This is a genomic window from Burkholderia territorii (assembly GCF_902833055.1).
Taxonomy (GTDB): Bacteria; Pseudomonadota; Gammaproteobacteria; order Burkholderiales; family Burkholderiaceae; genus Burkholderia; species Burkholderia territorii.
Window position 1 is genome coordinate 129458 of the sequence record NZ_CADFEJ010000012.1, and the last position, 26913, is coordinate 156370.

Consider the following 26913-nt stretch of genomic DNA (forward strand, 5'->3'; position numbering starts at 1 on the left):
TCGGGAATTCTACTTCGGCTGAGTGCCGAGCAACTCGTTGATCTGCTGCTGCAGCAGCGTCCGGTTGTCGGCTTCGCGCTGCATCATCTTCTGTCGGAACCCTTCGTCCACCTTGATGCCGCCCTTCTTGTATTCAGTCCAATCGGCATAGGACTTCGATCCCTTCGACGTATTGGCGGTCTCGCTGAGACCCACGAAATTGTCCGGGTTGTTGAGCACCTTGACCTGGTTGTCGAAGGACAGATCCTTGAACCCGGGCATCTCGGTGATCTCCTTCATCGACACGATGTGATCCGCATGCAACGGCTTGTCGATCTTGAGGCCCGGCAGCGCGGGATCGTCCATGCCCGGCTCGAAATTCTCGTTGACCATCTTCTGGATCTTCGAACTCGGCGTCTTGGACCGCAACTGCTCGTAGAGCGTGCGCGGCACGCCCTTGGTCGTGACCCGAATGTTGCCGCCGTTCGAGCCGAGCGTGTTCGGCTCGATTTCCACCTTGGTCCGGTTCAACACATCGACGGCGTTCTTCGCGGCTTCGGTATCGGCACCCTTCGCCCCCAGCCCGAGCAACGCGAACCCCGCCACGCCGACCATGATGTCGCCGTAGCCGGGACCCAGCGATTCGCCCCATGAATGCAGCGCATTCAGGCCGACGTTGGCGCCGATCACCGTCCCAGCGAACAGCGCGGTGGCACCGGCGCCTGCCGCGAGCGCGCCCAGGCCGGCCGCGCCAAGCGCAACGAAGCCGAGCACCTCGAGGGCCGTCTCGACCATCGCCTCGGTATCGTGGATGGCGACGACGGTGACGGTCTCTCCGCCGACCGTCACGTTGTCGCTCGCGGTCTTGATGACGGCACCGCACTCCATCTTCATCGAAAGACGTGCCATCGGCTTGCCGTTGACGGTCACGGTCCGCGAGCCCTGCGCCACGAGCAGTTTCGGCTTGGGGAAGTGATTGAACGGCAGGCCGTTGCATTCGTCGGCAAAATCGACGCCGGCGCGCAGCGCGGTACGACTGTTGACCGTGACGTTCGACGATCCGCGATGAAGCATGCCGGTGGTTGGACCGGATATGTTGGCCGCCTTCTGTATGCCGCGCACGAGCGCGCCGCCGGCGAGGCCGCCGCCCGCCACGCAGCCGCCGACGATCGCGACGAGCGCGAGACCGCCCGTGGCCGCGGTCGCCGTCACGATGGCGGCGGCGACGACCGCGCCGACCACGGCGCCGGCGATCATCCCGAGCAGGCCGAAGCCATGCGCGATCTCGTCGCCCATGCGGGCGGCGCGCAGGGCCGCCTCGGCACCGCTCATGACGACGCGCCGTCCGCGCGCTGCAGCCGCAGATGCGCTTCGATGTCCTGCATCGTCAGCAGCGGCGGCACGCCTTCCACGGCAGTCACCGCGTTGAGACGGCGCCGCAATTCGAGCCCCGAATAGCCGGGATCGGGACGCAGCTCGTAGCGACCGTCCGCCTTGAACAGCCCGTGACGGCTACGCTGTACGATCGTCGGCGCGAGCGGCGAACCGTCGCTTGCGAAAAACACCCAGTCGTGACTTTCGACTTCGCGCGCGCTGATGCGCTCGCATGCCGCGCGAAGATCCGGATAGACGCGCAGCACGCGCGTCTTCGCCGACAGCGCGAACACGTGCGGCAGGACTTCGCTCGGCGCGGCCTGCACATCGCCGTCGTCCGGCGCGGGCGGCATCACGACGAACGACGACAGGATCGCCGTCCATGCGGGAATGTGCCGCTCGAAATCCTCGACACGCGCATTGAGCGTGAACACCAGCATCGCATCGTCGAGCCTGACCATTGCCTGTCGTTGCCGCAGCAGCGTCTTGTCGCTGCGCCATTGATAGTCGAGCATGAGGCCGGGACGCCCGTCGATCGTGACGGGCTCGCGCGCGAGCGGCTTGTATGCGGGAAACTGGCGCTTGAATGCCGTCTGCTGCGCATCCGCGTATGCGCCCACATCGTCGAGCGGCGTGTCGTAGTCGCGCGTGACCACGAACGCCACGTCCTTGCGGCCGGACGCGTCGGGCAAGTGGAACACGTTCATGGTCTGGTCTCGCCAGCCATCGGGCAAGACCATGCACCCCTCGTGCAATCGATAAACCGCCATTCCGTTCTTCCTTTCGTTGATCCGGACGCATGCGTCCCGGCGGCGCGTTACTTCGTCTTCTCGCCGAAGCCGACGCTCGACAGGCAATCGGGGTTGCGCTCCGCGAACCCGAACACGAGTTCGCCCCATGCGGTCTCCGAGCGGAATGTCGTTTCCTCGTTCGGCGAGCGGCCCGACGGCGCGCCGGCGATGCGCATCCCGGCAAAACGCCCCTTCACGTCGTCGCGGCGGATGCAACGGCCGGACAGCGTCAACGTGAGCGCCCCGCGCGCGTCGCCTTCGTTGCTCGTCCGCAGCACGATTCGCTCGATCCGCGTGCCGTCGTCGAGCGCGATCGGGGCCCCGTCGCCGTTGCTCCAGAACGTGAAGTAATCGTTGCTCGATTCGGTACGGGCGAGCGTCGTGTGAAGCAGGTGCTCGACGGGCTCGCGCCGGATCGGCTGTTGGGCACCGAGCTGGTCGATCAATTGCCAGAGACTGAGTTGAACAGTTGTGTGCATCTTCTTCGATCCCTCCGAACAGGCCGGCGTCACGCCCAGCGACAGTGCGAGCAACAGCGGTGCGACGATCGCCGCGCCACGGCCGCGCTTAGTGGGACGGGTAGTTACGGTCATACCAGCTTCCGTAGTAGGTTTGATAATTGACATACTGGCCGTTGACCGGCACGGACGCATATTCTCCGGTGCCGTAGACATGCCCGATCGCGGCGCGCGCCGCGCTTGCGTCGCCGTCATGCAGGAACCGGTTGTACGCTGCGTTGTAGGCCGGCGCATTGTCCGGATTGCCGGCGATACTGATGTTCGGGCCGCCGTGCGCGAGAATTTCCCGCTGCACCTTGATGTTGTTCATCGTGGCCGCGCCTTCATCCGCCAGTTCGCTATTGACGTAGCTGGTTCTGGATGAATAGTCCGGCGTGCCCTGATACAGCGCGTGGCCGGTTTCATGCGCGAGCCCCTGGACCACGGCCTTCGGATTCTCGCGGTCGGCGCCGTCGATCACGATCGTCGGCGGTTGTCCGCTCTTGTTCGTGGACGAGCCCTTGTTCGCGGGGCCATACTCGATGTGCCAGCCGTCCTTCTGCAGTTTCGCGATGTCATGTTCGAGCGTAGGCGATTTCGCGGCGAGCTGGTCGACACCGGGGCCCAGCCCGGTCGTCACGGCCTTCTTCCCCGCGGCCTTTCCGTGCTTCTTCCCATGACGGGGCGCAGCCGCCGCGGCACCACCACCGCCGCCACCGCCGCCTCCTCCGGCCACCGGCGCCGCGAGATCGGGCGCCGGCGTGCTCGGGTCGGTGACGGGCACGAGCGGCGGCGATGCCGGCCCGGTCGCACCGTCGGGATTCAGGTCGACGCTTTGCGAACCGAGCACGACGACGCGCGTGCCGTCGATCACGATCTGTCCGTCTGCCGACAGCGTGATCTTCGCCTTTCCGCATTCGAGGATGATCGATTGCGAGCCCTTCACATGCACGTGCTCGGTATCGGATTCGATCTGCACGGGGCCCTTCGCCTTGAGCGCCATGTGCTGTTCCTGCGCATGCAGGATCACGGCCGTCTTTGCGGTGTGCTGAATGTGCTCGTCCTGCGACTGCACGGAAATCGCCTTGCGCACGATGTTCGCGTGCTGGCCCTGCGAGACGATATTCGTCTGGTTCGGGCCGTTTACGACCGTCACGTGATTGTTCTGGACGGTCGTGGCCATATCCTTCTGACTATGGATATTGACCAGTTCGTCGCCCTTCCTGTCGTGGATCACGATCTCGCAGAACCCGCCTCCGCCCGGCGTGGAATTGCTGTGGAAGCCCATCTGGTGCGCGCCGTCGGGTAACGCATACGGCGGCGTCTGCTCGGCGTTGAACATGCGGCCGACGATGATCGGCCGATCCGGGTCGCCGTTCAGGAAGTCGACGATGACTTCCTGGTTTACGCGCGGAATCGCGACGGTTCCCCAGCCGCGTCCCGCCCACGGCTGCGACACGCGGATCCAGCAGGAACTCTCGTGGTCGTTCTTGCCGTAGCGGTCCCACGGAAACTGGACCTTGATGCGGCCCATCCCGTCCGTATGGATTTCCTGCCCCTTCGGGCCGACCACGATCGCGCTCTGCGGTCCGGGCATGATCGGCTTCTCATGCTGCCGCACCGGACGATACGGAATCTTGCTGCGGATCAGCGTGAGCGTGCTGCGGAAACTGCCGGGTTGCGTCGACGCATCGTCGAAATTGTTCTTGGCGTCGATCTCGAGGCCGACGACGAGGAATTCGTTGTCGTCCTGCTTGGCCGGATCGAACCAGAAGTGCCCGTCGATCCTGAACTTGCGGCCGACGGTGAGCCCGCGGCATCCCGATTCGCCCCGGAACACCTTGGCCTGCCACTCGTACACTTCGAGCCGGCGCTTGGCTTCCGCCTCGCCCTCGCTGGCGTCCTTGTACGCGAATGCGGAATTACCGTCGTATACCTCGAGCTTCGGCGCGTTGCCCTGGTCGGCCAGCGTCGGCAACTCGACGTATGGCCGGCTCTTCGGGTGCTTGTAGTCGAAGGTATGCAGCGCGACCACGCCCGGCTGGGTTTCCCGGCTGGCCGACAGCGCGGTCAGCCGGTCGGCCTGCTGCACGCCGCTCGCCGCGTTGTAGGTGACGACGGGATCGTGCGCCTGATCGGGACACGACGTCGAGTCGTCGGCGATCACGAGCGTGTGACCGTCCTGCCGATATTCGAAGTAGTAGAACAGCCCGTGCCGCTCGAGCAGCCGGCTGACGAAATTCAGGTCGCTCTCCTGGAACTGGACGACGTAATCCTCGGACTTCAGTTCCTGCTTGATGTGCGTCTGGTAATCGACCAGCGCGCCGTAATCGGCGAAAACCTTGCGCAACACGTCGAGCACCGTGACCTGCTGATAGATGCGACTGTTGACCCGCTTGCCGAGATACCACAGCCACGGCACCAGCTCGCCGCGGTAATGCGCGATGCCGCCGTCGTTGCGTTCGAACCCGAACCGCACCAGATAGCCGTGGATCTGCCGCTCCGATCCGTCCCGCAGCATGATATTGACGGCGACCGCCTGATTCAGCACGTCCTTCAGATCGATCGACGGATTTTGCGTGATCAGATCCAGCGTGTAGCTCGGCATCTGCGACAGCGCTTCGCCGCCCTTGATCGCCGCGATCGACAGCGCGCGGGAGCCGGTCAGCGACGACTGGAATCGAAGCAGACGGGTCGTCTCGCTGAACGGCAACGCCGATGCCGCGGCGGCGGACGGGCCGGGCGCCTGGCCCGGCATGAAGAATTGCGGCTCGGAGGCCAGGTCGGAAAGCGGTTGCCCGGACAGCGGGTGATCGTCGGGCGGCGCGGCGGCGGCCATCGGCGACGGCGAGGCAAGCGCCGCGCCCATGCCGGACATCGCGCCGGAAGCGAGTTGCCCGGCGAGCGGATTCAGCATGCCTGCCGCCGGGGCGGCCATCGACGCCGCAATCTGGGCCGGATTGCCGCCGGCGGCCAGCGCCTGCATGACGGCCGACGCGGTCGGCGCGATCTTGCCGACCACGGGATTCGCCGCCGACGCCATTTGCATCGCGCCGGATGTCAGCGCGCCGGCAAGCGGAGACGATCCCGCGGATTCGGCTACCCCGACGCTTCCTGGCATCTCTTTCATGGGCCCTCTCGCTTTCTTATTTCTGGTTACCGCGACGCATGCGGCGCGGTTTTACTGCACTGCATGTCGATCCGAAATGATCATTTCGAAACTGACGTTCGCCGGGATATGTTTCTTCGAATTTTTCCGCGATCTTCGAAACAGCATTCGCCAATACAACGGCATCGGAGCAAACCGATATTTCCCGCTCGATATATGTCTCTTTTGTGGCGGAGATTATCTGTCTCTCCAGACAAGCGGCGCCATCATAACGGCACGACTCACACCCGTCCATACTTTCAATTAAGCTTCCCACTCGAATATTTCCGTGTTTTCACGACGCGTAATTTTGACGTTTCCGCAATGCGGCACGGCATAATTTTCCGAACGCTCAAATGATCGCGCGCCAGCGATTCAGAAAACTCGCGACCCATGAGCATCGCACCAGCGCATCCGTGATTTCCGAAATCACGAGAAAGTCAAAATCGCGGCGCATGGCATCGACTGCATGCGCCGGCGATGAATTCTTCTCCCTGGAAACGCACGATCCGATTTTCTCCGCCGAATATGTCGGGTAATCCAGCGATGCCCTGAAATTCAATTTGCCCGCACCGCCGGCCTTCACGCTGCGCGCCGGCGCGCACCGTACGTGTCGTGTGCGACTGACGATCGTTGCGTCGCCCGCGCCCGGCGGAGGTATCCTTGGGTTCCGAACCGCATTCGCGTCAAAACGAAACGCGGCCCTCTTCGCCCAACCATTGCATCTCGGCATCCTCCATGGACTTCGACGTCATCGTTCTAGGCGCGGGCATCATCGGCGTCTCCGCCGCGCTGCACCTGCAGGATCGCGGCCGCAAGGTCGCCCTCGTCGATCGCGGCGCGCCCGGCGAAGGCACGAGCTTCGGCAATGCGGGGCTGATCGAACGCTCGTCGATCGAACCGTATCCGTTCCCGCGCAGCCCGTTCACGCTGATGCGCTACGCGCTCAACCGCTCCACCGATCTCTACTGGCACAGCGCGTCGCTGCCCGCATTCGCGCCTTGGCTTGCGCGTTTCTGGTGGGAATCGGCGCCGCTGCGCCATGCGGCGGCGTCGCGCGACATGCTGCCGCTGATCGAGCGCTGCATCGTCGAGCACGACGCGCTGATCGCGCGCGCCGGCGCCGGGGAGCTGGTGCGCGCCAGCGGCTGGATGGAAGCGTTCCGCACGCCGGCCGCGTTCGAACGCGCGGTCGCCGATGCCGGACTCACCGCGCGCCGCCACGGGCTCGGCATCACGCCGCTCGACGCCGCTACGCTTCGCGCACGGGAGCCGAGCCTCGCGGCGGGCTTCTGCGGTGCGCTGCACTGGCTCGATCCGAAAAGCGTCGTCGATCCGTCCGCGCTCGTCAAAAGCTATGCGCAACTGTTCGTGCAAGGCGGCGGCACGCTGCTCACCGGCGACGCCGCGAGCCTCGACGCACTGTCGCCCGGCTGGCAGGTCGCCACCGACGAAGGCGAGGTCGCCGCGCCGGCCGTGGTCGTCGCGCTCGGCCCGTGGTCCGACACGGTGTTCGGCAAGTTCGGCTACAAGATTCCGCTGCGCGAGAAGCGCGGCTATCACATGCACTACGCGCCGTCCGCGCGCGGCACGCCGTCGGCGCCGATCGTCGATCGCGAATACGGCTACGTGATCGCGCCGATGCGGCGCGGATTGCGGCTGACCACCGGCGTCGAGATCGCGCGCCGCGGCGTGCCGCCAACCGGCGTGCAGCTCGATCGCGCGGAACGCATCGCGTGCCCGGTGTTCGGCTTCGGCGAACGGCTCGACCCGCATCCGTGGCTCGGCTTCCGCCCGTGCACGCCGGACATGCGGCCGGTGATCGGCCCCGCGCCCGCGCATCGCGGGCTATGGTTCTCGTTCGGGCACAACCATCACGGGCTGACGCTCGGGCCCGTCTCCGGCCGCCTGCTGGCCGAGATGATGACCGGCGAAACGCCGTTCACCGATCCGGCGCCTTACCGCGCCGACCGGTTCTGACTCGGCGCACTCAGTCGAGCGCGCGACCGAAGATCCGGATCACTTCGTCGAGATGCTCGGCCATCGCGCGGCGCGCGGCCTCCGGGTCGCGCGCGCGGATTGCATCGAGGATCGCGCGGTGTTCGAGCTCGGACCGATGCGGCATGTCGTTCGGCATGTACAGCGACTGCAGCCGCTGGAACATCAGGTCGTACTTGTGCGCGAGCAGTTGCTTGATCATCAGCGCATAAGCGGGGTTGTCGCTCGCTTCCGCGATACGGATATGGAACAGCCGGTCGCCCGGATGCGTGAGCGAGCCGCTGCGGTTGTCTTCCTGGTTGCGCAGGAACGCCGCGTGAATCCCTTCGATCTGCGCGTCCGAGCCGTGTTTGGCGGCGAGCGACGCGGCTTCCGGCTCGATCAATCGGCGCGCCTGCAGCAGCGCGAACGGCGGGATTTCGGTATCGAGGTCGATCGCGATGCCCAGCTCCGGATCGATCTCGACGATCGAGAACGGCGCGACCGTCGTGCCGATTCGCGATTCCGGCGCGCTGGCCGCTTCGGGTTGCCGCACCTTCACGCCGTCGCCGACGCGCACGCTGACGAGACCGTTCACCTCGAGCGCGATCAGCGCCTCGCGCACCGATGTGCGCGACACGCCGAACTGCTCGGCCAGTTCGCGCTCGGGTGGCAAATAACTGCCCGGCGGGAAATCGCCTGACTCGATCATCGCGCTGAGCTTGTCGGCGATCTGCTGGTAGAGGCGGCGGTTCTGAATCGGCTGGATGGACATACGTCGATACGGATAAGCGGTTGCGTTGCGGACGGTCTGACGAATGCAGCATCAGGCCGCTCGCGCCTATTCTATATGCCGGGCTTCGTATCGCCCGGCACCGCGTAGCACCGCGCGGCCGTGCCGCCCCACAACGCATCGCGCTCGGCCGCCGACAACCGCGCCTCCGCCCAGCGCTCGATCAGCGACGCGACTTCGTCGTACGATGCCGCGAGCAGGCATACGGGCCAGTCCGATCCGAACATCAGCCGCTGCGGGCCGAACGCATCGAGCGCCGCATCGAGGCATTGCTCGATGTGGCGAATGTCCTGCCCGCGCAGGCCGCGCCGCCAATCCGTCTCCGTCACGAGCCCGGACAGCTTGCACACGACATGCGGCAGCGCACCCAGTTCGCGCAACCGGGCCCGCCAGCGTGCGAGCGCGGTGTCGTCGCGATCGAACGCCGCGAGCGCCGGCTTGCCCGCATGATCGAGCACGAGCCAGTGCGCATCGTGCCGCGCGCAGAACGCGCGCACGTCGGGCAACTGACGTTCGAACACGAGCACGTCGTACACGTAACCGTTCGCCTGCAACCATTCGACGCCGCGATTGAACGCGGGATCCGCGACGAACGCGCCGACGTCGGCTTCGTCCTGCAGCTGGTGGCGAAAGCCGCGCAGCTTCGGGCTACCCCATTCGGCGACGCGCTCGGCAAGCGCCGGCGCACCGAGATCCTCCCAGCCGACCACCGCCGCGATACGCGCGTCGTTGCGGGCTAGATCGAGCAGGAATGCCGTCTCGTCGCGTCCGGCACGCGCCTGCACCGCGATCGACGCACCGAGCGCCTGCGCATGCATCTGCGGCCACAGCGCGTCGGGCAGGTAGTCGCGGGCGAGCACGCTCATCCCCGGGCCGATCCACGGATAGTCGGCCGCGCGGTAACGCCAGAAATGCTGGTGGGAATCGATACGCACTGCGCCCATGGTGCCCTCGTGTTTCATCGTCGTGCGTCGCGTTTTGCGACGCTCAGTCGTACAACACCGCCGTGATCTTCGGGTCGTCGATGTTGGTCTTGTCATACCAGTAGAAACCGGTATCGATGACCTTCGGCAGCCTCTCGCCCTTGGTCGCCTTCACGGCCGCCTCGACCGTCTTGTAGCCGATGCCGACCGGGTTCTGCGTGATCGCGCCGGCCATCAGCCCGTTGCGGATCGCGTCCTTCTGTTGCTTGCCGGAATCGTAGCCGACGATCACGACCTTGCGCTTCATCTCGCGCACACCGTTCACCACGCCGATCGCCGAGCCCTCGTTGGTGCCGAACAGGCCCTTGAGCTTCGGATACGCCTGCAGGATCGACTTCGTCACCTCGGTCGACTTCAGCTGGTCGCCTTCGCCGTACTGCACGGTCACGACCTGCACCTTCGGGTGCGCCGCTTTCATCCGTTCGAGAAAACCGTCGCGGCGGTCGATGCCGGTGCGGCTCGTCTGGTCGTGCGCGACCACGGCCACCTCGCCCTCGTCGCCGATCAGCGCGGCGAGCTTGTCGGCGGCGAGCGCGGCGGCGGCCTTGTTGTTGGTCGCGGCCGTCGTCACCGGAATGTCGCTGTCGACGCCCGAGTCGAACGCGATGACCGGGATCTTCTCGGCCTGCGCCTTCTTCAGGAGCGGCAGCGCGGCCTTGCTGTCGAGCGCCGCGAAGCCGAGCGCCGCCGGCTTCTTCGCGATCGCGGCGGACAGCATGTCGATCTGCTTGTCGACCATCGCCTCGGTTTCGGGGCCTTCGAACGTCACCTTCACCTTGTAGTCCTTCGCGGCCTGCATCGCGCCCGCCTTCACGGCCTGCCAGAACTGATGCTGGAAGCCCTTCGAAATCAGCGGAATATAGGCTTCCTGCGCGTGCGCGCCGGCCGTGACGCCGACGGCGAACGTCAGCCCGACGATCGCGTTCAACACCTTGCTCCTGATCACTTCGCGTCTCCTTGGTTGGTATCGACTGAAATGCCGGCCCGGCCGGCGGTGAAGCGCATGTGCGTTCGTGCGTTCGTCAGCGGCGACGCCGGCGCAGGATGTCCACGTAGACGGCGAGGATGATGATCACGCCCGTCACGACCGTCTGCCATTCCTGCGCGACCGACATGATGCGCAGGCCGTTGGTCAGCACGCTCATGATGAACGCGCCGATGATGGTGCCGACGATGCTGCCCGCGCCGCCCGACAGCGACGTGCCGCCGATCACGACGGCCGCGATCGCGTCGAGCTCGTAGCCTTGCCCGAGCGCGGGCTGCGCGGAATTCAGCCGCGATGCGATCAGCAGCCCCGCGATCCCGCACACCGCGCCGCTGAACGTGTAGACGGCGATCTTCCATGCGTCGACGTTCACGCCGGACAGCCGCAGCGCCTCCTCGTTGCTGCCGAGCGCGAACGTGTAGCGGCCGAAGATGGTCCGGTTCAGCACGATCGACGCGCCGACCGCGACGAGGAACAGGATCAGCACCGCGTTCGGGATCGGCAGCGCGGGCACCAGGCTGCCGATCAGCGAATCCTGCGCGATCGACGTGAAGCCGGGCGTGTCGTTGAAGTAGATCGGCCGCGTGCCCGAGATCACGAGCGACAGTCCCTTGAGCAACATCATCATTCCGAGCGTCGCGATGAACGGCGGCACCTTCATCTTCGCGATCACGAAGCCCGATACGCTGCCCGACAGCGCGCCGAAGCACAGCGCGGCCAGGATCCCGAGCGGCAGCGGCATCCCCCAGTTCGTCAGGACGACGCCGGCCATCACCGCGCAGAACGTCATCAGCGTGCCGACCGACAGGTCGATGCCCGACGTGATGATCACGTACGTACATGCGACCGCCAGCACGCCGTTCACGGCGGTGGCCTGCAGGATCGCGACGAGGTTGTCGACTTCGAGGAAGTTCGACGACGCGAAGCTGAAGAACACGATCAGCAGCACGAGGCTCGCGAACGCGAGCAGCTTCTGCCGCGCGGCCGGATTGAAGAAGCGCGACCGCAGGCTCGATGCGGCGGCCGGCGTGTCGCCGGAAGCGAGGGGCGGAACGGGATGCGTATCGTTGGACATGGTCGGTAGGCGTATGGATCGGCGTCCGAATCAGGACAATACGGTCGACTCGCGCTGCGTCGCGAGCTGCATGATCTTTTCCTGCGTGGCGTCGGCCGCGCGCAGCTCGCCGGTCACGCGCCCTTCGCACATCACGAGAATCCGGTGGCTCATGCGCAGCACCTCGGGCAACTCCGACGAGATCATCACGATCGCCTTGCCGTCGGCGGCGAGCGCGTCGAGCAGCTTGTAAATCTCGCTTTTCGCGCCGACGTCGATGCCGCGCGTGGGCTCGTCGAAGAACAGGATGTCGCAGTCGCGCAGCAGCCACTTCGCGATCACGATCTTCTGCTGGTTGCCGCCCGACAGCAGGCGTACCGGCTGCGCGACCGACGGCGTGCGGATCGCGAGCTGCCGCACGTAAGACTGCGCGGTGTCGCGCATCCCGCGCGCATCGAGAAACATGCCGCGGCGCACGAAGCGCTGCATGCTCGACAGCGCGATGTTGTTCTGCACGTCCATGCCGACCGCGAGCCCGAAGTGCTTGCGGTCCTCCGACAGGTAGCCGATGCCGTGCGCGACCGCGTCGGCCGGCGTGCGGATCGTCACGGCCTTGCCGTGCACGCGAATCTCGCCCGCGTCGACCGGGTCCGCGCCGAACACCGCGCGCGCGACCTCGGTGCGGCCCGCGCCCATCAGCCCCGCGAAGCCGAGAATCTCGCCGCGCCGCACCGTGAAGCCGACGTCGCGGATCGCGCGGCCGCGCGACAGCCCGCGCACTTCGAGCGCGACCTCGTTGGCCGACGTGTCGGGCGGCGTGCGGAATCCCGTATCGAGCTGGCGGCCGACCATCATCGCGATGATCGCGTCCATCGACGTGTCCGCCATCGGCACGGTCGCGACGTACTTGCCGTCGCGCATCACCGTCACGCGATCGGCGATCCGGCGCAGTTCGTCCATCTTGTGCGAGATGTAGACGATGCCGACGCCGTGCGCGCGCAGGTCGCCGATGATGCGGAACAGCTCGGCGATCTCCGCGTCGTTCAGCGCGGCGGTCGGTTCGTCCATGATCAGCACGCGCGAGTCGAACGACAGTGCCTTCGCGATCTCGACCATCTGCTGCTTCGCGACCGTCAGCCGGCCGACCTGCGTGCGCGGATCGAGATCGAGCCGCATCCGCGCGAAGATGGCGGCCGCGTCGCGGTTGAGCTTTTCTTCGTCGACGAACACGCCGAAGCGGCCGCGCGGCTCTCGCCCGATGAAGATGTTCTGCGCGACGCTCAGGTGGTTCATCAGGTTCAGTTCCTGATGGATGATGCCGATGCCGAGCGCCTGCGCGGCGCGCGGATCGTCGATCTCCACCGTGCGGCCGTCCATCCGGATCTCGCCTTCGTCCTTCTGATAAACGCCGGCGAGAATCTTCATCAACGTCGACTTGCCGGCACCGTTCTCGCCCATCAGCGCGTGGACTTCGCCGGCATGCAGGTCGAACCGGCAATCGTCGAGCGCCTGCACGCCCGGAAAGCGCTTGCCGATGCCGGTCAGCTCGATCAGCGCGGCGGGTGCGACGGGTGCGGCGCTCGGGTTCGGATCGGGTTGCATGGCTCGATGCCCTCAGTCGATCGCGCGATCGAGATGCGTATAGCCGCCATCGACGAACAGCCACTGGCCCGTCGTGTGCGACGCACGTTCCGACAGCAGGAACACGGCCGTGTCGGCAATCTCGTCGGCGCTCGTGAAGCGCTTGCCGAGCGGCACCTTGCCGGCGATTTCCGCGAGCTTCGCGTCCGGGTCGTCGAAACCGGCGATCCAGCTCTGGTAGAGCGGCGTCATCACCTCGGCCGGAATCACCGCGTTCACGCGCACGCCGTCGTTGCGCAATGCGACCGCCCATTCGCGTGTCAGCGCGAGTTGCGCGCCCTTCGACGCGCAATAGCCGCTCGTATTGCCCTGCCCGGTCACGGCCGTCTTCGACGAGATATTGACGATCGCGCCGCGTGTCGCCTTCAGGTGCGGCACGCAGTAATGCGCCATCACGTAGTAGTGGATCAGGTTGCGCTCGAGCGATGCGACGAACGCGTCGCGCCCGGCATCGAGCCCGATGCCGTCGTTGATGCCCGCATTGTTGACGAGGCCGTCGATGCGGCCGAACCGCGCGACGGTATGCGCGACCGCATCGCGGCATTGCGCGTCTTCCTGCAGTTCGACGGACACGCACGCGGCGCGCGGCTGCGTGTGCGCGAGTGCGCGCCAGAAGCCGTCGTCCGGCGTGTGGCGCGCGAACACCACCGGAATCGCGCCTTCGCGGGCCAGCCGCATCGAGATCGCGGCGCCGATGCCCGACGCGCCGCCGGTCACGATCACGACCTTGTCTTGCAGATTCAAATCCACTTCGCGTCTCCGTCGTTCATGTCGTCGCCGCGCGGGCTGCGCGCGGCGCATCGTGCGTCGCCGTACCGCGTGCGTCAGCCGCGGAACCGATACTGCGCGAGCGATTCGGGCTTCATCTCGATCGAAAATCCGGGTGCCGTCGGCGGCATGTACGCCGCGCCGCGCACGACGCACGGTTCGACGAAATGCTCGTGCAGGTGATCGACGTATTCGACCACGCGCCCTTCCTTGGTGCCGGAAATGCACACGTAGTCAATCATCGACAGATGCTGCACGTATTCGCACAGCCCGACGCCGCCCGCATGCGGACACACCGGCAGCCCGTACTTCGCGGCGAGCAGCATCACCGCGAGAATCTCGTTCACGCCGCCGAGCCGGCACGCGTCGATCTGCACGACGTCGATCGCGCCGCGCGCGATGAACTGCTTGAACAGCACGCGGTTCTGGCACATCTCGCCGGTCGCGACCTGCACCGGCGCGATCGCCTCGCGGATCTTGCGGTGCCCTTCGACGTCGTCGGGGCTCGTCGGCTCCTCGATGAACCACGGCTTCGCGAATGCCAGCTCGCGTACCCAGTCGATCGCGACGTCGACCTCCCACACCTGGTTCGCATCGATCATCAGCTTGCGGTCCGGGCCGATCGCTTCGCGCGCGATCGTCACGCGGCGGATGTCGTCCTCCAGGTTCGCGCCAACCTTCAGCTTCACGTGGTCGAAACCGGCGTCCACCGCTTCTCGACAGAGCCGGCGCAGCTTGTCGTCACTGTAGCCAAGCCAGCCCGCCGACGTCGTGTAGCACGGGTAGCCGTCGCGCTCGAGCGTCGCGATCCGCTCGGCCTTGCCCGGCACCTGCCGCCGCAGCAGGTCGAGCGCTTCGTCCCGCGTCAGGCAATCGGTCAGGTAGCGGAAATCGATCGCGCGCACGATTTCCTCGGGGCTCATGTCCGCGACGAGCCGCCATAGCGGCTTGGCCTCGGCCTTCGCCCACAGGTCCCACACCGCATTGACGACGGCGCCCGTCGCCAGGTGAATCGCGCCCTTGTCGGGGCCGATCCAGCGCAACTGGCTGTCGGACGTCACGTGCCGCCAGAAGCGGCCCATGTCCTCGCGAATCCAGTCGAGGTCGAGGCCGACCACGAGGTGACGCATCGCGTCGATCGCCGCGCAGCAGATTTCGTTGCCGCGCCCGATCGTGAACGTCAGCCCGTGGCCCTCGAGCCCGTCGTGGTCGGTTTCGAGCACGACATACGCGGCCGAATAGTCCGGGTCCGGATTCATCGCATCGGAGCCGTCGAGCTGCCGCGAAGTCGGGAAGCGCACGTCGAGGACGCGCATCGATCGAATGATAGGCATGACGAACCGTCCGTAAAAGGAAATCAGGCCTGCACGGTGCGCTGGCGCTGCTCGCCGAGCCCGTCGATACCGAGCGTGATCACCTGCCCGGCGCGCAGATAAACCGGCGGCTTCTGCCCGAGGCCGACGCCCGGCGGCGTGCCGGTCGAGATCACGTCGCCCGGCTGCAGGCTCATGAAACGGCTCAGGTAACTGATCAGGTGCGGCACGCGGAACACCATCGTCGCGGTCGTGCCGTTCTGGTAGCGGTGGCCGTCCACCTCCAGCCACAGCCGCAGCGCGTGCGGGTCGGGTACTTCGTCCGCCGTCACGAGCCAGGGCCCGAGCGGGCCGAACGTGTCGTTGCCCTTGCCCTTGTCCCACGTGCCGCCGCGCTCGAGCTGGTATTCGCGCTCGGATACGTCGTTCACCACGCAGTAGCCGGCGACGTGCGACAACGCGTCGGCTTCGTCGATGTAGCGGCCACCCTGGCCGATCACCACGCCGAGCTCGACTTCCCAGTCGGTCTTCTCCGAGCCGCGCGGAATCTCGACGTCGTCGTTCGGCCCCGAGATCGCGCTCGTCCATTTGCCGAACACGACCGGCTCCTTCGGGACTTCCATCCCCGATTCAGCCGCGTGGTCGGAATAGTTGAGCCCGATGCAGATGAACTTGCCGACGCGGCCGACGCACGCGCCGAGCCGCGGCGTGCCTTCGACGAGCGGCAGCGACGACGGGTCGATGTCGCGCAGCCGCGCGAGCGACGCGGGTACGAGCGCATCGCCGGCGATGTCGTCGATCACGCCCGACAGATCGCGAATCTTTCCCTGCGCATCGAGCAGGCCCGGTTTTTCATGGTGTTTTTCGCCAAATCTCAGCAGTTTCATGTCGTGTGAACGGAAACGGAAAGTGAAAATGAATGGGAACGCATGGTCAGTTCGACCAGCCGCCATCGATCAGGTGAATCGCGCCGGTGGTGAACGAAGATTCGTCCGACGCAAGATACAGCGCGAGTGCGGCCACTTCGTCCGCGGTGCCGATGCGGCCCATCGGCTGACGCGCGACGAACGCCTCGCGCACGGTGTCGGTCGACACCTGGCGCGTACGCGCCTGCTCGGCGATCCGCTGTTCCAGCGACGGCGACTCGATCGTGCCCGGGCAGATCGCATTGCAACGGATGCGCCGCTCGACGAAATCGGCGGCGACCGCCTTGGTCAGGCCGATCACGGCCGCCTTGGTGGTGCCGTAGACGAAGCGGTTCGGCACGCCCTTCACGCTCGACGCGGCCGACGCCATGTTGATGATCGACGCGCCGCCCGCTGCCAGCATCGCCGGCAGCAGCGCGCGGATCAGCCGGTACATGGACGTGACGTTGAGGTTCAGCGAGAACGCCCACGCGGCCTCGTCGCAATCGAGAATCGTGCCGTGGTGCACGAACCCTGCGCAGTTGAAGAGCACGTCGAACGCGCGCTCTTGCGCGGCGAGTGCCGATACGTCGGCTGCATCGGTCACATCGAGCCGCCGCGTGGCCAGCGCGCCGCCGGCGCGTTCGGCGTCGGCCGCGAGTTGCGCGAGCGCGGCTTCATTGATGTCGGTCGCCAGCACGTCGGCGCCCTCGCTCGCGAACCGCAGCGCGGTCGCGCGGCCGATACCCTGCCCGGCCGCCGTCACCAGCGCACGCTTGCCCTGCAATCTCATGAGCAGCACTCCTGTAGAAGCCGGCCGCGCCGACTGATTGGCACAAAGGACTAAAGGTCCAACCAATCATAGGAAGTGATTCCGGATTTGTCACGATCGCGTGATTCAGTATTTTCCCGAGCAGCAGAATCGCGGCGGCGGCCGTGTCGCGGACTTCGCTTGCCGTTTTCTTCCGATTTCCGCAATCGACCGCTTGTCCCGCAGAGCCAATGCCGGCGCGGGTTTGCGCCGGCCTCGCGCGTGCAGGACGTGTCGCCGCAGAGCGAAACTGACAAAAAAGTCATGTTCCCGTCAGGGTGTCAACGGGGGGCGCGCGCGATCATGGTGTCGCCGGACCGCGCCTCCCGGATCACCGCACCCGCCCGTCGCCGATCCTTGACGGGCACCTCCGTCCCCCGCGGTTGTCCACGTGACTGAGCGAGCAGACACGGTGGCGCGGTCCGCTTTTCCGCCCCGGGCGTTCGCGTCCGGGGCGCTTTTGTCGTTGGTTTTTCAAGAAAATGCGCGTCGATTGTTTCTAAATCGGCAAAAGGTAATTTGAGCCAGACAGGATGTTTTTTCCGGTCACAGACGCTTACATTTAGCGCACCACTCATGGAAACCGCTACGGAATCGCCGTTGGGTAGTGACATCCACTGCCACCGCCGAAACCGCACGAGCTTTAGGAAACGGCAAATGAAGGCCTCCAAATCCCTGCCTGTGCTCGATCCCGCCGACGTCCACGTCGAAATTCTGGAACGCTCCGATACGCTGCTCGTCGTCCGCTGGGTCGAACCGGGCCGCTGCCACTACGGCGAACAGCGCTGGCGCCGCCGCTTCGCACAGCGCACCGGCACCTGCGCGCTGTCGCGCCAGGTCATCCAGCGCGGCGACGAAGTTTTCCGCCCGGCCGAGCGCCCGGCGCCGGCGAACGCGGCCGCGATGATCTCCGCCGCCGAAGTACTCGCGCTGGCCGGCAGCCGGTAACGCGCGACGCCGACGCGCAAGCCGGCCCTAGAATTGCCGGTCTAGTTCCCCCGCTTGTCTGCCCCGCCCGCGCGGACTATCGTTACATCACTCAATGTAACGATAGCGCGTCGCGGCCCGCCGCCGCGCCGATGGAGGCAGACATGCATGCATGGAGCGCGCGCCACGTCCCGGCGCAAGGCGGCAAGGTCGCGATCGTGACCGGCGCGAACAGCGGCCTCGGCTGGCACATCGCGGAAACGCTGGCCGCCAAGGGCGCGACCGTCGTGATGGGCTGTCGCGATGCCGCCCGCGCCGCGCAAGCCGCCAATGCGATCCGCCGGTTCCATCCCGCCGCACGGGTCGAAGTCGAGCCGCTCGACCTCGCCGATCTCGCGTCGATCCAGCGCTTCGCTGCGGACGTCTCCGACCGCCACGGCCGCGTCGACATCCTCTGCAACAACGCCGGCGTAATGTTCCTGCCGCTGCGCCACACGCGCGACGGCTTCGAGATGCAGTTCGGCACCAACCATCTCGGCCATTTCGCGTTGACCGGTCATCTGCTGCCCGCATTGCGCGCCGCGCGGCGCGCGCGGGTCGTGACGATGTCGAGCGGCTTCAATCGCGGCGGCCGCATCCGCGTCGACGATTTGCGGGCCGAACACCGCTACAACCGTTACCTCGCCTACTGCGACAGCAAGCTCGCGAACCTGGTGTTCGCGATCGAACTCCAGCGCCGCTTCCAGCGTGCGGCGTTCGCGGGCATCAGCGTCGCCGCGCATCCCGGCTACGCGGCGACCAATCTGCAGTTCGCGGGCCCCGCGATGGACGGTTCGCCCACGCGCGCCGCGCTGATGCGCGCGGCGAACCGTTATCTCGCACAACCGGCCGACCAGGGCGCGCTTCCCGCGATCCACGCGGCGACGTCGCCCGACCTCACCGGTGGCTCGTATATCGGACCGTCCGGCTGGTTCGAGTCGCGCGGGCTGCCGGCGCCGGCAAGCGTGCCGCGCGCGGCGCGCGACGTGGCGGTCGCCGCGCTGCTGTGGGAGGCATCCGAAGCCGCGACGGGCGTGCGTTTCCTGAGTTCGGGCGCGGCCGTTGCCCGGTCGGCCGCCAAGCCGCTCGACGCGGCGGCCGGAGTGCGCTGAGTCGCGCGCCACCCAGCCACCGCATTCATCAGACTTATTACATTTACAGAAAAGAAAGCTCAATGAAAGATTGTTGAGGCCGCCAACTGTTACCAGTCCGGAAACAATCTATCGTCAAAATCAGCGTTTACCCTGAACGACCCGGTGACTAAGATTTAGTCAATCGCTGCAGACATGGTGTCGAAAGCGAACCCAATAAAACACCGGAGGTCATCATGAAATCGCTCGTTTCCGCAGTTGTTGCCGCTGTCGCCCTGTCCGCTTCGTTCGGCGCTTTCGCACAAAGCACCGTGACCCGCGCACAGGTCCGCAACGAACTGGTTCAGCTTGAACAAGCCGGCTACAAGCCGGGCGTGTCGAGCCCGTACTACCCGAACGACATCCAGTCGGCGGAAGCGCGAGTGCATGGTGCCGACGCCAGCGGCTACGGCGCGCAGCCGGCTCCGGTCGTCCACTCGGGCGCCCCGGCTGCCGCCGCGTCGTCGAACGCGCGCGACTCGATCTTCTTCGGCCAGTAAGCCGATGCGCCCACGCGGGCGCACGCGCACCGCGCGAAGAAACGGTACCCGGACGAGCCCGTGATGCGGGCTCGTCTTTTTTTGCGGAACGCATACCTCCGCCGCCCCGCAACGGGTGGCTTCGCCCGGGCGCACTGCGTCCGGGCGCTTTTTCCGCCGCGACGCATGCGTCGCGACCCGGTATGCGGTGGTCAACGCGCGGCGGCTGCCGCAGTCGCCGCACGCGACAGCACACGCCAGCGCGACAGCAGTTCGTCGCGATCGACATAGCAGCCCTGCAGATGCCGGCGGCCCGTCGACGGGTCGAACTCGGTGCGTGCATGCAGCACGCGCCGGTTGTCGAACGCCCACATGTCGCCCGCCCGCAGCCGGCGCTGCACCCGGAAACGCGGCTCGCGCGCGAGCGCGAGGAACCGCCGGTACGCGCGATAGACGGCCGCGACCGATCCGGCCGGCGCATCGAGCGGCCCGCGCAGGAAATTCGCGACGCGCACTTCCGCGACGTTGCCGCGCGCATCGAGCCCGATCACCGGCGCCGAACACCGGTAGTCGCTGTTCGCACTCTTGTTCCAGAATTCGAACGGTGTCGACGCAAGGCATTCGAAATCGGCCGGATAGTCGCGCCGCAGCGCATCGGCGAGTGCAAAGCCGTCGAGAAAAATGCTGTCTCCACCGGTTGCGTCGTTCGCGAGACAGTGCAGGAACTGCACGCCCGGCTGCAATTCGCGCGTCGGCAGGTCGGTGTGCGGCGGCAGGTTGAGCGACGTATAAGCATTGCTGTCCGGTCGCGGCTTCGATTCGACATCGAACAGCACACCGAAATTGCTTTCGCGGATCAGGCCGACACGACGCGCGATCTGGTCGACCCGGCCGCGTTCGGGCGGCACACCCTCGACGAGCGTCAAACCGGTGCGCTGCAACGCGGCGAGCCATGCGCGCAACGCGTCGTCGTCTTCCATCACGTCACGCCACGCGAACACGCCGATCGCCGTCGCATCGTCGCCGGCCCATACGTGCCGCCCGTGCGCGGCCTGGCGTTCCGCGCGCGACGCATCGTCGTATGCATGCGCGCGCAACCATCCTGGCGACCACGTACTGCGATGCCCGTCGTTCCACTCGACGTGCAGCGCGCCGTCGGTTTCGACATGCACGGCAAGCGCCGCCAGATCCTCGCGCGCATCGGCGATCTCGAACACCTGTTCGCGCGTGAGTGCATGCACGCATGCGGAACACGCGCAGTTGTCGCGCAGCCAGTCGAAGTGAAACGGCGATCGTCGCGCGTCGCTCCACTCGATGTCCACCGCTCCATCGCCGATCGTCGCCGCCGCAATGGATGCGTCGGCGGAAAAGGTCCGCCAGTCCTCGATACGGTGTTGCGCTGCCTGCATCGTTGCCTCCCGGAAACGCCCGCTACGCGTGTGGTGCGAGCAGAAACCCGCCGATCATCCGGTGCATCCGCGCTGCCTGCGGGCTCGTTCCGAGCGCGCGCCAGCAGCCGTGCACCAGCCCCTGTCCCCTCCAGTAACGCGCGGCGCCACCGGCCGCGAGAATGCATTCGACATAGACGCGCGCATCGTCGCGCAGCGGATCGTGTTCGGCACCGATCGCGAGCACGGGCGGCAGCCCGTCGAAGCGCGACGCCGCGAGCGGCACCGATGCGCGCAGCAGCGGATCGTCGTGCAACGCGGTTTCGTCCACATCGCCCCAATACAGCGCGCGATAGCGATGAACGTCGTCGAGCGTCAGCATCGGCGCGTGCGCTTCCGTCTCGCGCGTCGGCGATCGCGGTTCGAACCCGAGCATCGGATACACGAGTGCGATCCCGTCGATGCCGCGTTCGCCCGCATCGCGCAGCGCAGTCGCGACGGCCGCCGCGAGATTGCCGCCCGCGCTGTCGCCCGCGAGCGTCAGCGGCCGTGCGTACGGGCCGAACGGCCAGCCCGCCGCGTCGCGCGCGGCACGCGTGACGGCCAGGCAATCCTCGAGCGCGGCCGGTGCGCGGTGCTCGGGCGCGAGCCGGTAGTCGACCGCGATCACGGCAAGGCCCGTGTCGGCCGCCAGTTGCGCGGTGATGAGCGCGTGACTGTCGAGCGAGCCGACGACGAAACCGCCGCCGTGAAAGAACAGCACCGTGCCGCGCGGCTCGCCGTGCGCGGGCGCGTAGCGCCGGAGCGCGATCGCGCGGCCGTCCGGTGCATGCCATACGGCATCCTGCTGCACGATGCCGGCCGGCAGTGTTGCGGGCGTCCATGCGGCCGCGAAACGATCGTAGACGCGGCGTTGCTCGACGGGCGAGCGCGCCGCCGCATCGGCCGGATACCAGGCGTCGACGGCCGCGACGAACGCCTCGATTTCCGGTTCGAGCATCGTATGCGCTCCGCTGTGGAAGGTCGAAAGTTGAACGTCGATGCTAACGACGCGGCGGCAGCCCGATCACGCGCCCCGCATACGCAGGCGCCGCGCAATCGCGCTGCAACGCGTGCAGTTCGGCCACGCGCGCGGCGACGTCGTCGTCGAACGGCGCCGACTTCGCGCCGTCGCGCGTGGCGACGTGCAGCAGCATCTGCTCGCTCGCCGATACCGCGCCGTCATGGCCGTCCGCAAAGAGTTCGAGGTACAGATGCAGCCGCTTCGCGTCGTGCGCGAACACCCGCGCGTCGACGCGCACGCGCGTGCCTTCCTTGATCTCCTGCAGATAGTTCACGTGCGCTTCGAGCGTGTAGACCGAGCGGCCCCGCTCGCGACGCGCGGCATCGTCGAGACCGATGCGGTCGAGCAGCGCATCGGTCGCGAAGCTGAAGATCAGCAGATAGAACGCGTCGCGCAGATGGCCGTTGTAGTCGACCCATTCGGGCCGCACGACGTCGTGATAAATCGTCAGCGGGGTATCGCCGGTCATGTTCGCTCAGTCCTCGAATCGCATCCCGTGCCGCGCCTTCACCGCGGCGATCGCCTTCAGCACCTCGGTGATGCACTCGTCGCGATAGCGTTCGAGTTCCTTGATGCTGCGCGTGCCCTGCTGCGCGCTCGTGCCCTCGACGACGCTGTCGATCAGCTCGTCGGTCAGCTTCGGCGCGACCAGCTTCGTCCATGGCAGTTCGAGCGCGGGGCCGAACTGCTGCATGAAGTGTCGCATGCCCGCGTCGCCGCCGGCCAGCGTATAGGTCAGGAACGTGCCCATGAACGACCAGCGGATGCCCGCGCCGAAGCGGATCGCATCGTCGATCTCGCCGGTCGTCGCGACGCCTTCATTGACGAGATGCAGCGCCTCGCGCCACAGCGCTTCGAGCAGCCGGTCCGCGATGAAGCCCGGCACCTCCTTGCGCACGTGCAGCGGCCGCATGCCGAGCTTGCGATAGATCGCCATCGCCGCGTCGACCGCTTCCGGCGACGTGCGCGCGCCGCCGAGCACCTCGACGAGCGGCAACAGGTAGACCGGATTGAACGGATGGCCGACCACGCAGCGCTCCGGATGCGTCGCACGCGCGTAGAAGTCGGTCGGCAGCAGCCCCGACGTCGACGACGCGATGATTGCGTCGGGCTTCGCCGCGCGGCTGATCTGTTCGTGCAGTTCGAGCTTCAGCGTCTCGCGTTCCGGCGCGCTTTCCTGGATGAAATCCGCGTCGGCGACGCAGGCCTCGATCGTCGACTCGAAGCGCAGCCGCGCGGGATCGGCGCCCGGCGCGAGACCGACGCGTTCGAGCGCGGGCCATGCGTTCGCGACGTTCGCCCGCAACCGCTCCTCCGCGCCCGGCGCCGGGTCCCAGACGACCACGTCGAGACCGTGCGCGAGCGCACGGCAAATCCATCCACTGCCGATCACGCCGGTGCCGATCGCGGCGAACGTCTTGATGTCGGTCTTCACTGCCATGTCAACGCATCCTTCAAATCGAGGGAAATCGGACGGCGGCCGCGCTCGTGCGCGCCGCCGCATTGAATCGGAATCCGCGTTGGAAACTCACGCGAATTCGGTCGCCGCGCGGCGTTCGAGCGGACGCTCGCCGCGCGCCGGCAGGCCGAGCTTGCGACGCCCTTCGGCCGGCGTCAGCACGCGGCCGCCGAGGCGTTCGACGATTTCCCGCGCACGCTCGACGAGCGTGCCGTTGGTCGCATGCACGCCGCGATCGAGCCAGATGTTGTCTTCGAGACCGACGCGCACGTGACCGCCGAGCAGCATCGCCTGCGCGACCATCGGCATCTGCATGCGGCCGATCCCGAAGCCGGCCCAATGCGCGCCCGGCGGCAGGTTGTCGACCATCGCCTTCATCGTGCCGGTGTCGGCCGGCGCGCCCCACGGAATGCCGAGGCAAAGCTGGAACAGCGGCGGATCGTCGAGCAGCCCTTCCTTCAGCAACTGCTTCGCGAACCAAAGATGGCCCGTATCGAAGATTTCCAGCTCGGGCTTCACGCCGAGTTCCTGGATGCGTTTCGCGCCGGCGCGCAGTTGCGCGGGCGTCGACACGTAGATGTAGTCGCCGTCGCCGAAATTCAGCGTGCCGCAGTCGAGCGTGCAGATTTCCGGCAGCAGTTCCTCGACGTGCACGAGCCGCGTGAGCCCGCCGACGAGATCGGTGCCCTTGCCGAAGCGCATCGGGTCCTCGCCCGGGCCGATCTCCAGATCGCCGCCCATGCCGGCCGTCAGGTTGATGATCACGTCGACGTCCGCCGAGCGGATCCGGTCGACCACTTCGCGGTACAGGTTCGGGTCGCGGCTGCCGCGGCCTGTCTGGGGGTCGCGCACGTGGCAGTGCGCAACCGTCGCGCCGGCCTTCGCCGCTTCGATCGCGGCGGCCGCGATCTCCTTCGGCGTGACCGGAATCGCCGGATGCTTGCCGACCGTGTCGCCCGCGCCGGTGACCGCGCAGGTGATGATGACTTCGTTGTTCATGCCGTGAGCCCTCGCTTGATTCGATGTGTATCGTTCGGTTTCCGTCGTACTACAGATGATTTTTCGCTGCGCGCCGCCGCACGGCGACGGCGCGCACGGGCCGTTACAGGCCGAGATACGCCTTCACGGCGGGCAGCCCGTCCTTGCCGTCGAACGTCTTGACGCCGGCCAGCCACGCATCGAGCACCTGCGGGTTCTTCTTCAGATACGCCTTCGCGGCCTCCGACGGTTTCGTCTTGTTCATCACCGACTGCATCAGCTGGTTCTCCAGCTGCGTCGTGAAGCGCAGGTTCTCGACGAGCTTGCCCGCGTTCGGGCAGCGCGAGATGAAGTCGGGCGCCGTCAGCGTGTACACGCGCGCTTCGCCGTAGTTCGGGCCGAACGCCGCATCGCCGCCGGACAGGTAGTTCATGCTGATCTGGATGTTCATCGGATGCGGTTCCCAGCCGAGGAACACGACCCACTTCTTCTCGCGGATCGCGCGCTCGACCGTCACGAGCATCCCGGCCTCGCTCGATTCGACCAGCTTGAAGCCGCCGAGGCCGTATTGATTCGTGTCGATCATCTTCTGGATCGTCGCGTTCGCGCTGCTGCCCGGCTCGATCCCGTAGATCTTGCCGTCGAGTTCCGCGCGGTGTTTCGCGATGTCGTCGAAAGTCTTCAGGCCGGCCTGGTATTCGTAGCTCGGCACCGCGAGCGTCGCCTTCGCCCCCGACAGGTTCGGCGGTTCGACCACGTTGATCGACTTGCTGTCGAGGAACGGCTGAAGCTGCTTTTGCTGCACCGGCCACCAGTAGCCGAGCGAAACGTCGAGCTGCTTGCTCTTCAGGCCGGCGAACGAGATCGGCACCGATGCGATCGTCGTCGTCGGCTTGTAGCCGAGCCCTTCGAACACCGTCGACGCGAGCGCCGTGGTCGACGTGATGTCGGTCCAGCCGATATCCGCGAAGCGTACGTTGCGGCAGGTCGCGGCATCCGTTTCGGCGTGCGCCGCGGTCGCGAATGCGCCGGTCGCCAGCACGGCCGCGGCGAACGCGGCGATCTTTGTCGACTTCATGGTTTCTCTCCCGATTGGACCGATGTCCGACGGGTTCGCGGAAGTGCGCCCCGGCCTGCATCGTGGGAGTAAAAGTAACGAGCCATATTGGTCGAAAGACGACCGGCGGCGACCTTTTCTTGACTATTTGCGACTATCGGTGGAAACCACTACGCGCGGGCAATGGCTTGTGCGGCGGGGGTTTGAGGCGAATTCCCGGGGAGCGGGGTTTGTCCGGATGCGGCGTTCCCGATGCTGCGGAGCGCGTGTCGGCGGCGATGCCGGAACACGCGCGGCGCCGATGCCGGCCGCAGCGGTGGCGGGCCGGCGCCCGACGCGTCATCGCGGCACTTCGACGTAGGTTTCCCGGCAGATCTCGCGCAGCGCCTGGACGAGCAGATCGCGCGTCGGCGCATGCGATTCGGCGGAGCGGGTAAACAGCGCGATGGGCGGCAGCGTCCAGACCAGCGAGTAAGGCACGATCGCCACGCCAGCGATGCGCACCATTTCTTCCGCGATATCGGCCGGCACGATCGACACGGCGTCGTCGCTCGACGCGATCATTTCGCCGATCAGCTTCGACGAGTAGCTTTCGACGATCGGCACCGGCGGCGCGATGCCGGCCGACAGGAACAGGTCGGTCACCTGCTCGCGCATCGGCGTATGCGGCGCGCCGAGAATCCAGTCGAGCGCGTGCAGCTTCTCCCAGTCGAGCTTCATGCGGGCCAGTTTGGCGGCGAGGCGCCGGCTCGCGATCATCCGCGGCTGTTGCTGGTAAAGGACTTCGAACGAGACCTGCCCCAGGTCGACCGCCGACGACGCCCGCCCGATCACGAGATCCACGCTGTGATCCTTGAGCTGGAGCAGCAGCTGGTCGCTGGTGCCTTCGTGAATCGTCACGGTCAGGCGCCGCTCCATCCGCGATTGCAGCCGCTTGAGCGCGGCCGACAGCATCTGGCCCGAAATAAACGGAATCACGCCGATATGCAGATGCGCCGCGTGGCCGGCGGCCACCGCTTCCATCTCGCGGGCGAGATGGTCGAGATCCTTCAGCATCGCCCTGGCGCGCTCGAGCACGACCGAACCGAGCGCGGTCGGCCGCATCCCGCGCGACGAGCGTTCGAACAGCGGCGTGCCGAACATGCTTTCCAGCTCGGACAGCGCGTTCGTCACGGCGGGCTGGCTGCTGGCCATGTGTTCCGCGACGCGCGTCAGCGACCCGTGCTGCTGGATCTGCAGCAGCAGCATCAGATGCCGCATCTTCAGCCGCGCGCCGAGCCGCCGGACCACGTCGTTCGCGTCGAATGTCATTGCCGGACCGCCGTACCATCATAAAAAAGTGATGGCCCGATATTAAAACAGAATCATCTCCTT

At 66.6% G+C, this 26913-nt stretch carries 26 protein-coding genes; 5 read left to right on the forward strand and 21 right to left on the reverse strand.

What is annotated here, in order from left to right; genetic code table 11:
* Window positions 1-9 precede the first annotated feature (9 nt).
* The 4 genes from HW466_RS20555 to HW466_RS20570 form a co-directional block, all read right to left on the reverse strand.
* Window positions 10-1311, reverse strand: a complete 1302-nt coding sequence (locus HW466_RS20555; protein ID WP_059504126.1) for a PAAR domain-containing protein — start codon at window positions 1309-1311, stop codon at window positions 10-12.
* Entirely contained in the window at window positions 1308-2093 is a 786-nt protein-coding gene (locus tag HW466_RS20560; protein WP_170296756.1) for a DUF1795 domain-containing protein, read from the reverse strand. Before HW466_RS20560 ends, HW466_RS20555 begins: the two co-directional genes overlap by 4 nt.
* 77 nt (window positions 2094-2170) lie before the next feature.
* Window positions 2171-2737 carry a hypothetical protein gene (locus tag HW466_RS20565; RefSeq protein WP_151006888.1) on the reverse strand — a complete coding sequence of 189 codons (567 nt, stop codon included), beginning with the start codon at window positions 2735-2737 and terminating at the stop codon, window positions 2171-2173.
* The gene (locus HW466_RS20570) at window positions 2712-5558 is read right to left on the reverse strand and encodes a type VI secretion system Vgr family protein (protein ID WP_174905607.1); all 2847 of its coding nucleotides are present in this window, start codon (window positions 5556-5558) and stop codon (window positions 2712-2714) included. The genes HW466_RS20565 and HW466_RS20570 overlap by 26 nt, the downstream gene beginning before the upstream one ends.
* Here HW466_RS20570 and HW466_RS20575 point away from each other — a divergent pair.
* Window positions 5557-6057 (forward strand): hypothetical protein, encoded by a 501-nt coding sequence (locus HW466_RS20575; RefSeq protein WP_174905606.1) that lies wholly within the window; start codon window positions 5557-5559, stop codon window positions 6055-6057. The two genes, HW466_RS20570 and HW466_RS20575, sit on opposite strands and share 2 nt — an antisense overlap.
* An 84-nt stretch (window positions 6058-6141) precedes the next feature.
* On the opposite strand, the gene HW466_RS20580 is transcribed toward HW466_RS20575, so the two are convergent.
* On the reverse strand, window positions 6142-6375 hold the full coding sequence (locus tag HW466_RS20580) for a hypothetical protein (protein WP_151007077.1): 234 nt from the start codon (window positions 6373-6375) through the stop codon (window positions 6142-6144).
* A gap of 152 nt (window positions 6376-6527) precedes the next feature.
* On the opposite strand from HW466_RS20580, the gene HW466_RS20585 reads away from it, so the two are divergent.
* A complete protein-coding gene (locus tag HW466_RS20585) occupies window positions 6528-7769 on the forward strand; it encodes an NAD(P)/FAD-dependent oxidoreductase (protein WP_174905605.1) in 1242 nt (413 codons plus the stop codon).
* Window positions 7770-7779: 10 nt separating this feature from the next.
* Here the strand turns inward: HW466_RS20585 and HW466_RS20590 are convergent, their stop codons facing one another.
* The 9 genes from HW466_RS20590 to HW466_RS20630 form a co-directional block, all read right to left on the reverse strand.
* Window positions 7780-8541, reverse strand: coding sequence for a FadR/GntR family transcriptional regulator (locus HW466_RS20590; protein WP_151006158.1), 762 nt, complete (start codon window positions 8539-8541; stop codon window positions 7780-7782).
* A gap of 71 nt (window positions 8542-8612) precedes the next feature.
* Window positions 8613-9503: an L-fucono-1,5-lactonase gene (locus tag HW466_RS20595; RefSeq protein WP_059808934.1), complete on the reverse strand. Its 891-nt coding sequence runs from the start codon at window positions 9501-9503 to the stop codon at window positions 8613-8615.
* A gap of 43 nt (window positions 9504-9546) precedes the next feature.
* A complete protein-coding gene (locus HW466_RS20600; protein WP_151006159.1) occupies window positions 9547-10488 on the reverse strand; it encodes an ABC transporter substrate-binding protein in 942 nt (313 codons plus the stop codon).
* 76 nt (window positions 10489-10564) lie between these two features.
* Window positions 10565-11602, reverse strand: coding sequence for an ABC transporter permease (locus tag HW466_RS20605; RefSeq protein WP_059447715.1), 1038 nt, complete (start codon window positions 11600-11602; stop codon window positions 10565-10567).
* 30 nt (window positions 11603-11632) lie between these two features.
* Window positions 11633-13183, reverse strand: a complete 1551-nt coding sequence (locus tag HW466_RS20610; RefSeq protein ID WP_059950403.1) for a sugar ABC transporter ATP-binding protein — start codon at window positions 13181-13183, stop codon at window positions 11633-11635.
* 12 nt (window positions 13184-13195) lie between these two features.
* The gene (locus tag HW466_RS20615; RefSeq protein WP_151005914.1) at window positions 13196-13972 is read right to left on the reverse strand and encodes an SDR family oxidoreductase; all 777 of its coding nucleotides are present in this window, start codon (window positions 13970-13972) and stop codon (window positions 13196-13198) included.
* Between the two features lie 74 nt (window positions 13973-14046).
* Window positions 14047-15324 (reverse strand): L-fuconate dehydratase, encoded by a 1278-nt coding sequence (locus tag HW466_RS20620; protein WP_059504143.1) that lies wholly within the window; start codon window positions 15322-15324, stop codon window positions 14047-14049.
* Between the two features lie 23 nt (window positions 15325-15347).
* On the reverse strand, window positions 15348-16190 hold the full coding sequence (locus HW466_RS20625) for an ureidoglycolate lyase (protein WP_059769078.1): 843 nt from the start codon (window positions 16188-16190) through the stop codon (window positions 15348-15350).
* Window positions 16191-16236: 46 nt separating this feature from the next.
* Window positions 16237-17001, reverse strand: a complete 765-nt coding sequence (locus tag HW466_RS20630) for an SDR family oxidoreductase (RefSeq protein WP_059447720.1) — start codon at window positions 16999-17001, stop codon at window positions 16237-16239.
* Window positions 17002-17676: 675 nt separating this feature from the next.
* Here HW466_RS20630 and HW466_RS20635 point away from each other — a divergent pair.
* From HW466_RS20635 to HW466_RS20645, 3 genes are all read left to right on the forward strand, one after another.
* The gene (locus tag HW466_RS20635; protein ID WP_044847789.1) at window positions 17677-17967 is read left to right on the forward strand and encodes a DUF3331 domain-containing protein; all 291 of its coding nucleotides are present in this window, start codon (window positions 17677-17679) and stop codon (window positions 17965-17967) included.
* A gap of 143 nt (window positions 17968-18110) precedes the next feature.
* A complete protein-coding gene (locus HW466_RS20640) occupies window positions 18111-19097 on the forward strand; it encodes an oxidoreductase (RefSeq protein WP_174905604.1) in 987 nt (328 codons plus the stop codon).
* Window positions 19098-19312: 215 nt separating this feature from the next.
* On the forward strand, window positions 19313-19615 hold the full coding sequence (locus HW466_RS20645) for a DUF4148 domain-containing protein (protein WP_059447722.1): 303 nt from the start codon (window positions 19313-19315) through the stop codon (window positions 19613-19615).
* A gap of 191 nt (window positions 19616-19806) precedes the next feature.
* Here the strand turns inward: HW466_RS20645 and HW466_RS20650 are convergent, their stop codons facing one another.
* From HW466_RS20650 to HW466_RS20680, 7 genes are all read right to left on the reverse strand, one after another.
* Entirely contained in the window at window positions 19807-21003 is a 1197-nt protein-coding gene (locus tag HW466_RS20650) for a TauD/TfdA family dioxygenase (protein WP_059504149.1), read from the reverse strand.
* Window positions 21004-21025: 22 nt separating this feature from the next.
* Window positions 21026-21982 (reverse strand): alpha/beta hydrolase, encoded by a 957-nt coding sequence (locus HW466_RS20655; RefSeq protein WP_174905603.1) that lies wholly within the window; start codon window positions 21980-21982, stop codon window positions 21026-21028.
* A 43-nt stretch (window positions 21983-22025) separates the two neighbouring features.
* Entirely contained in the window at window positions 22026-22514 is a 489-nt protein-coding gene (locus HW466_RS20660; RefSeq protein ID WP_059447725.1) for a thioesterase family protein, read from the reverse strand.
* A 6-nt stretch (window positions 22515-22520) separates the two neighbouring features.
* Complete coding sequence (locus HW466_RS20665; protein ID WP_151003603.1) at window positions 22521-23486, reverse strand: L-carnitine dehydrogenase; 966 nt, start codon at window positions 23484-23486, stop codon at window positions 22521-22523.
* Between the two features lie 87 nt (window positions 23487-23573).
* Window positions 23574-24503, reverse strand: a complete 930-nt coding sequence (gene cdhC, locus HW466_RS20670) for a 3-dehydrocarnitine:acetyl-CoA trimethylamine transferase CdhC (RefSeq protein WP_059504157.1) — start codon at window positions 24501-24503, stop codon at window positions 23574-23576.
* 103 nt (window positions 24504-24606) lie between these two features.
* A complete protein-coding gene (locus tag HW466_RS20675) occupies window positions 24607-25560 on the reverse strand; it encodes a choline ABC transporter substrate-binding protein (protein WP_151003601.1) in 954 nt (317 codons plus the stop codon).
* Between the two features lie 318 nt (window positions 25561-25878).
* Window positions 25879-26850, reverse strand: a complete 972-nt coding sequence (locus tag HW466_RS20680; RefSeq protein WP_059544296.1) for a LysR substrate-binding domain-containing protein — start codon at window positions 26848-26850, stop codon at window positions 25879-25881.
* Window positions 26851-26913: the final 63 nt, after the last annotated feature.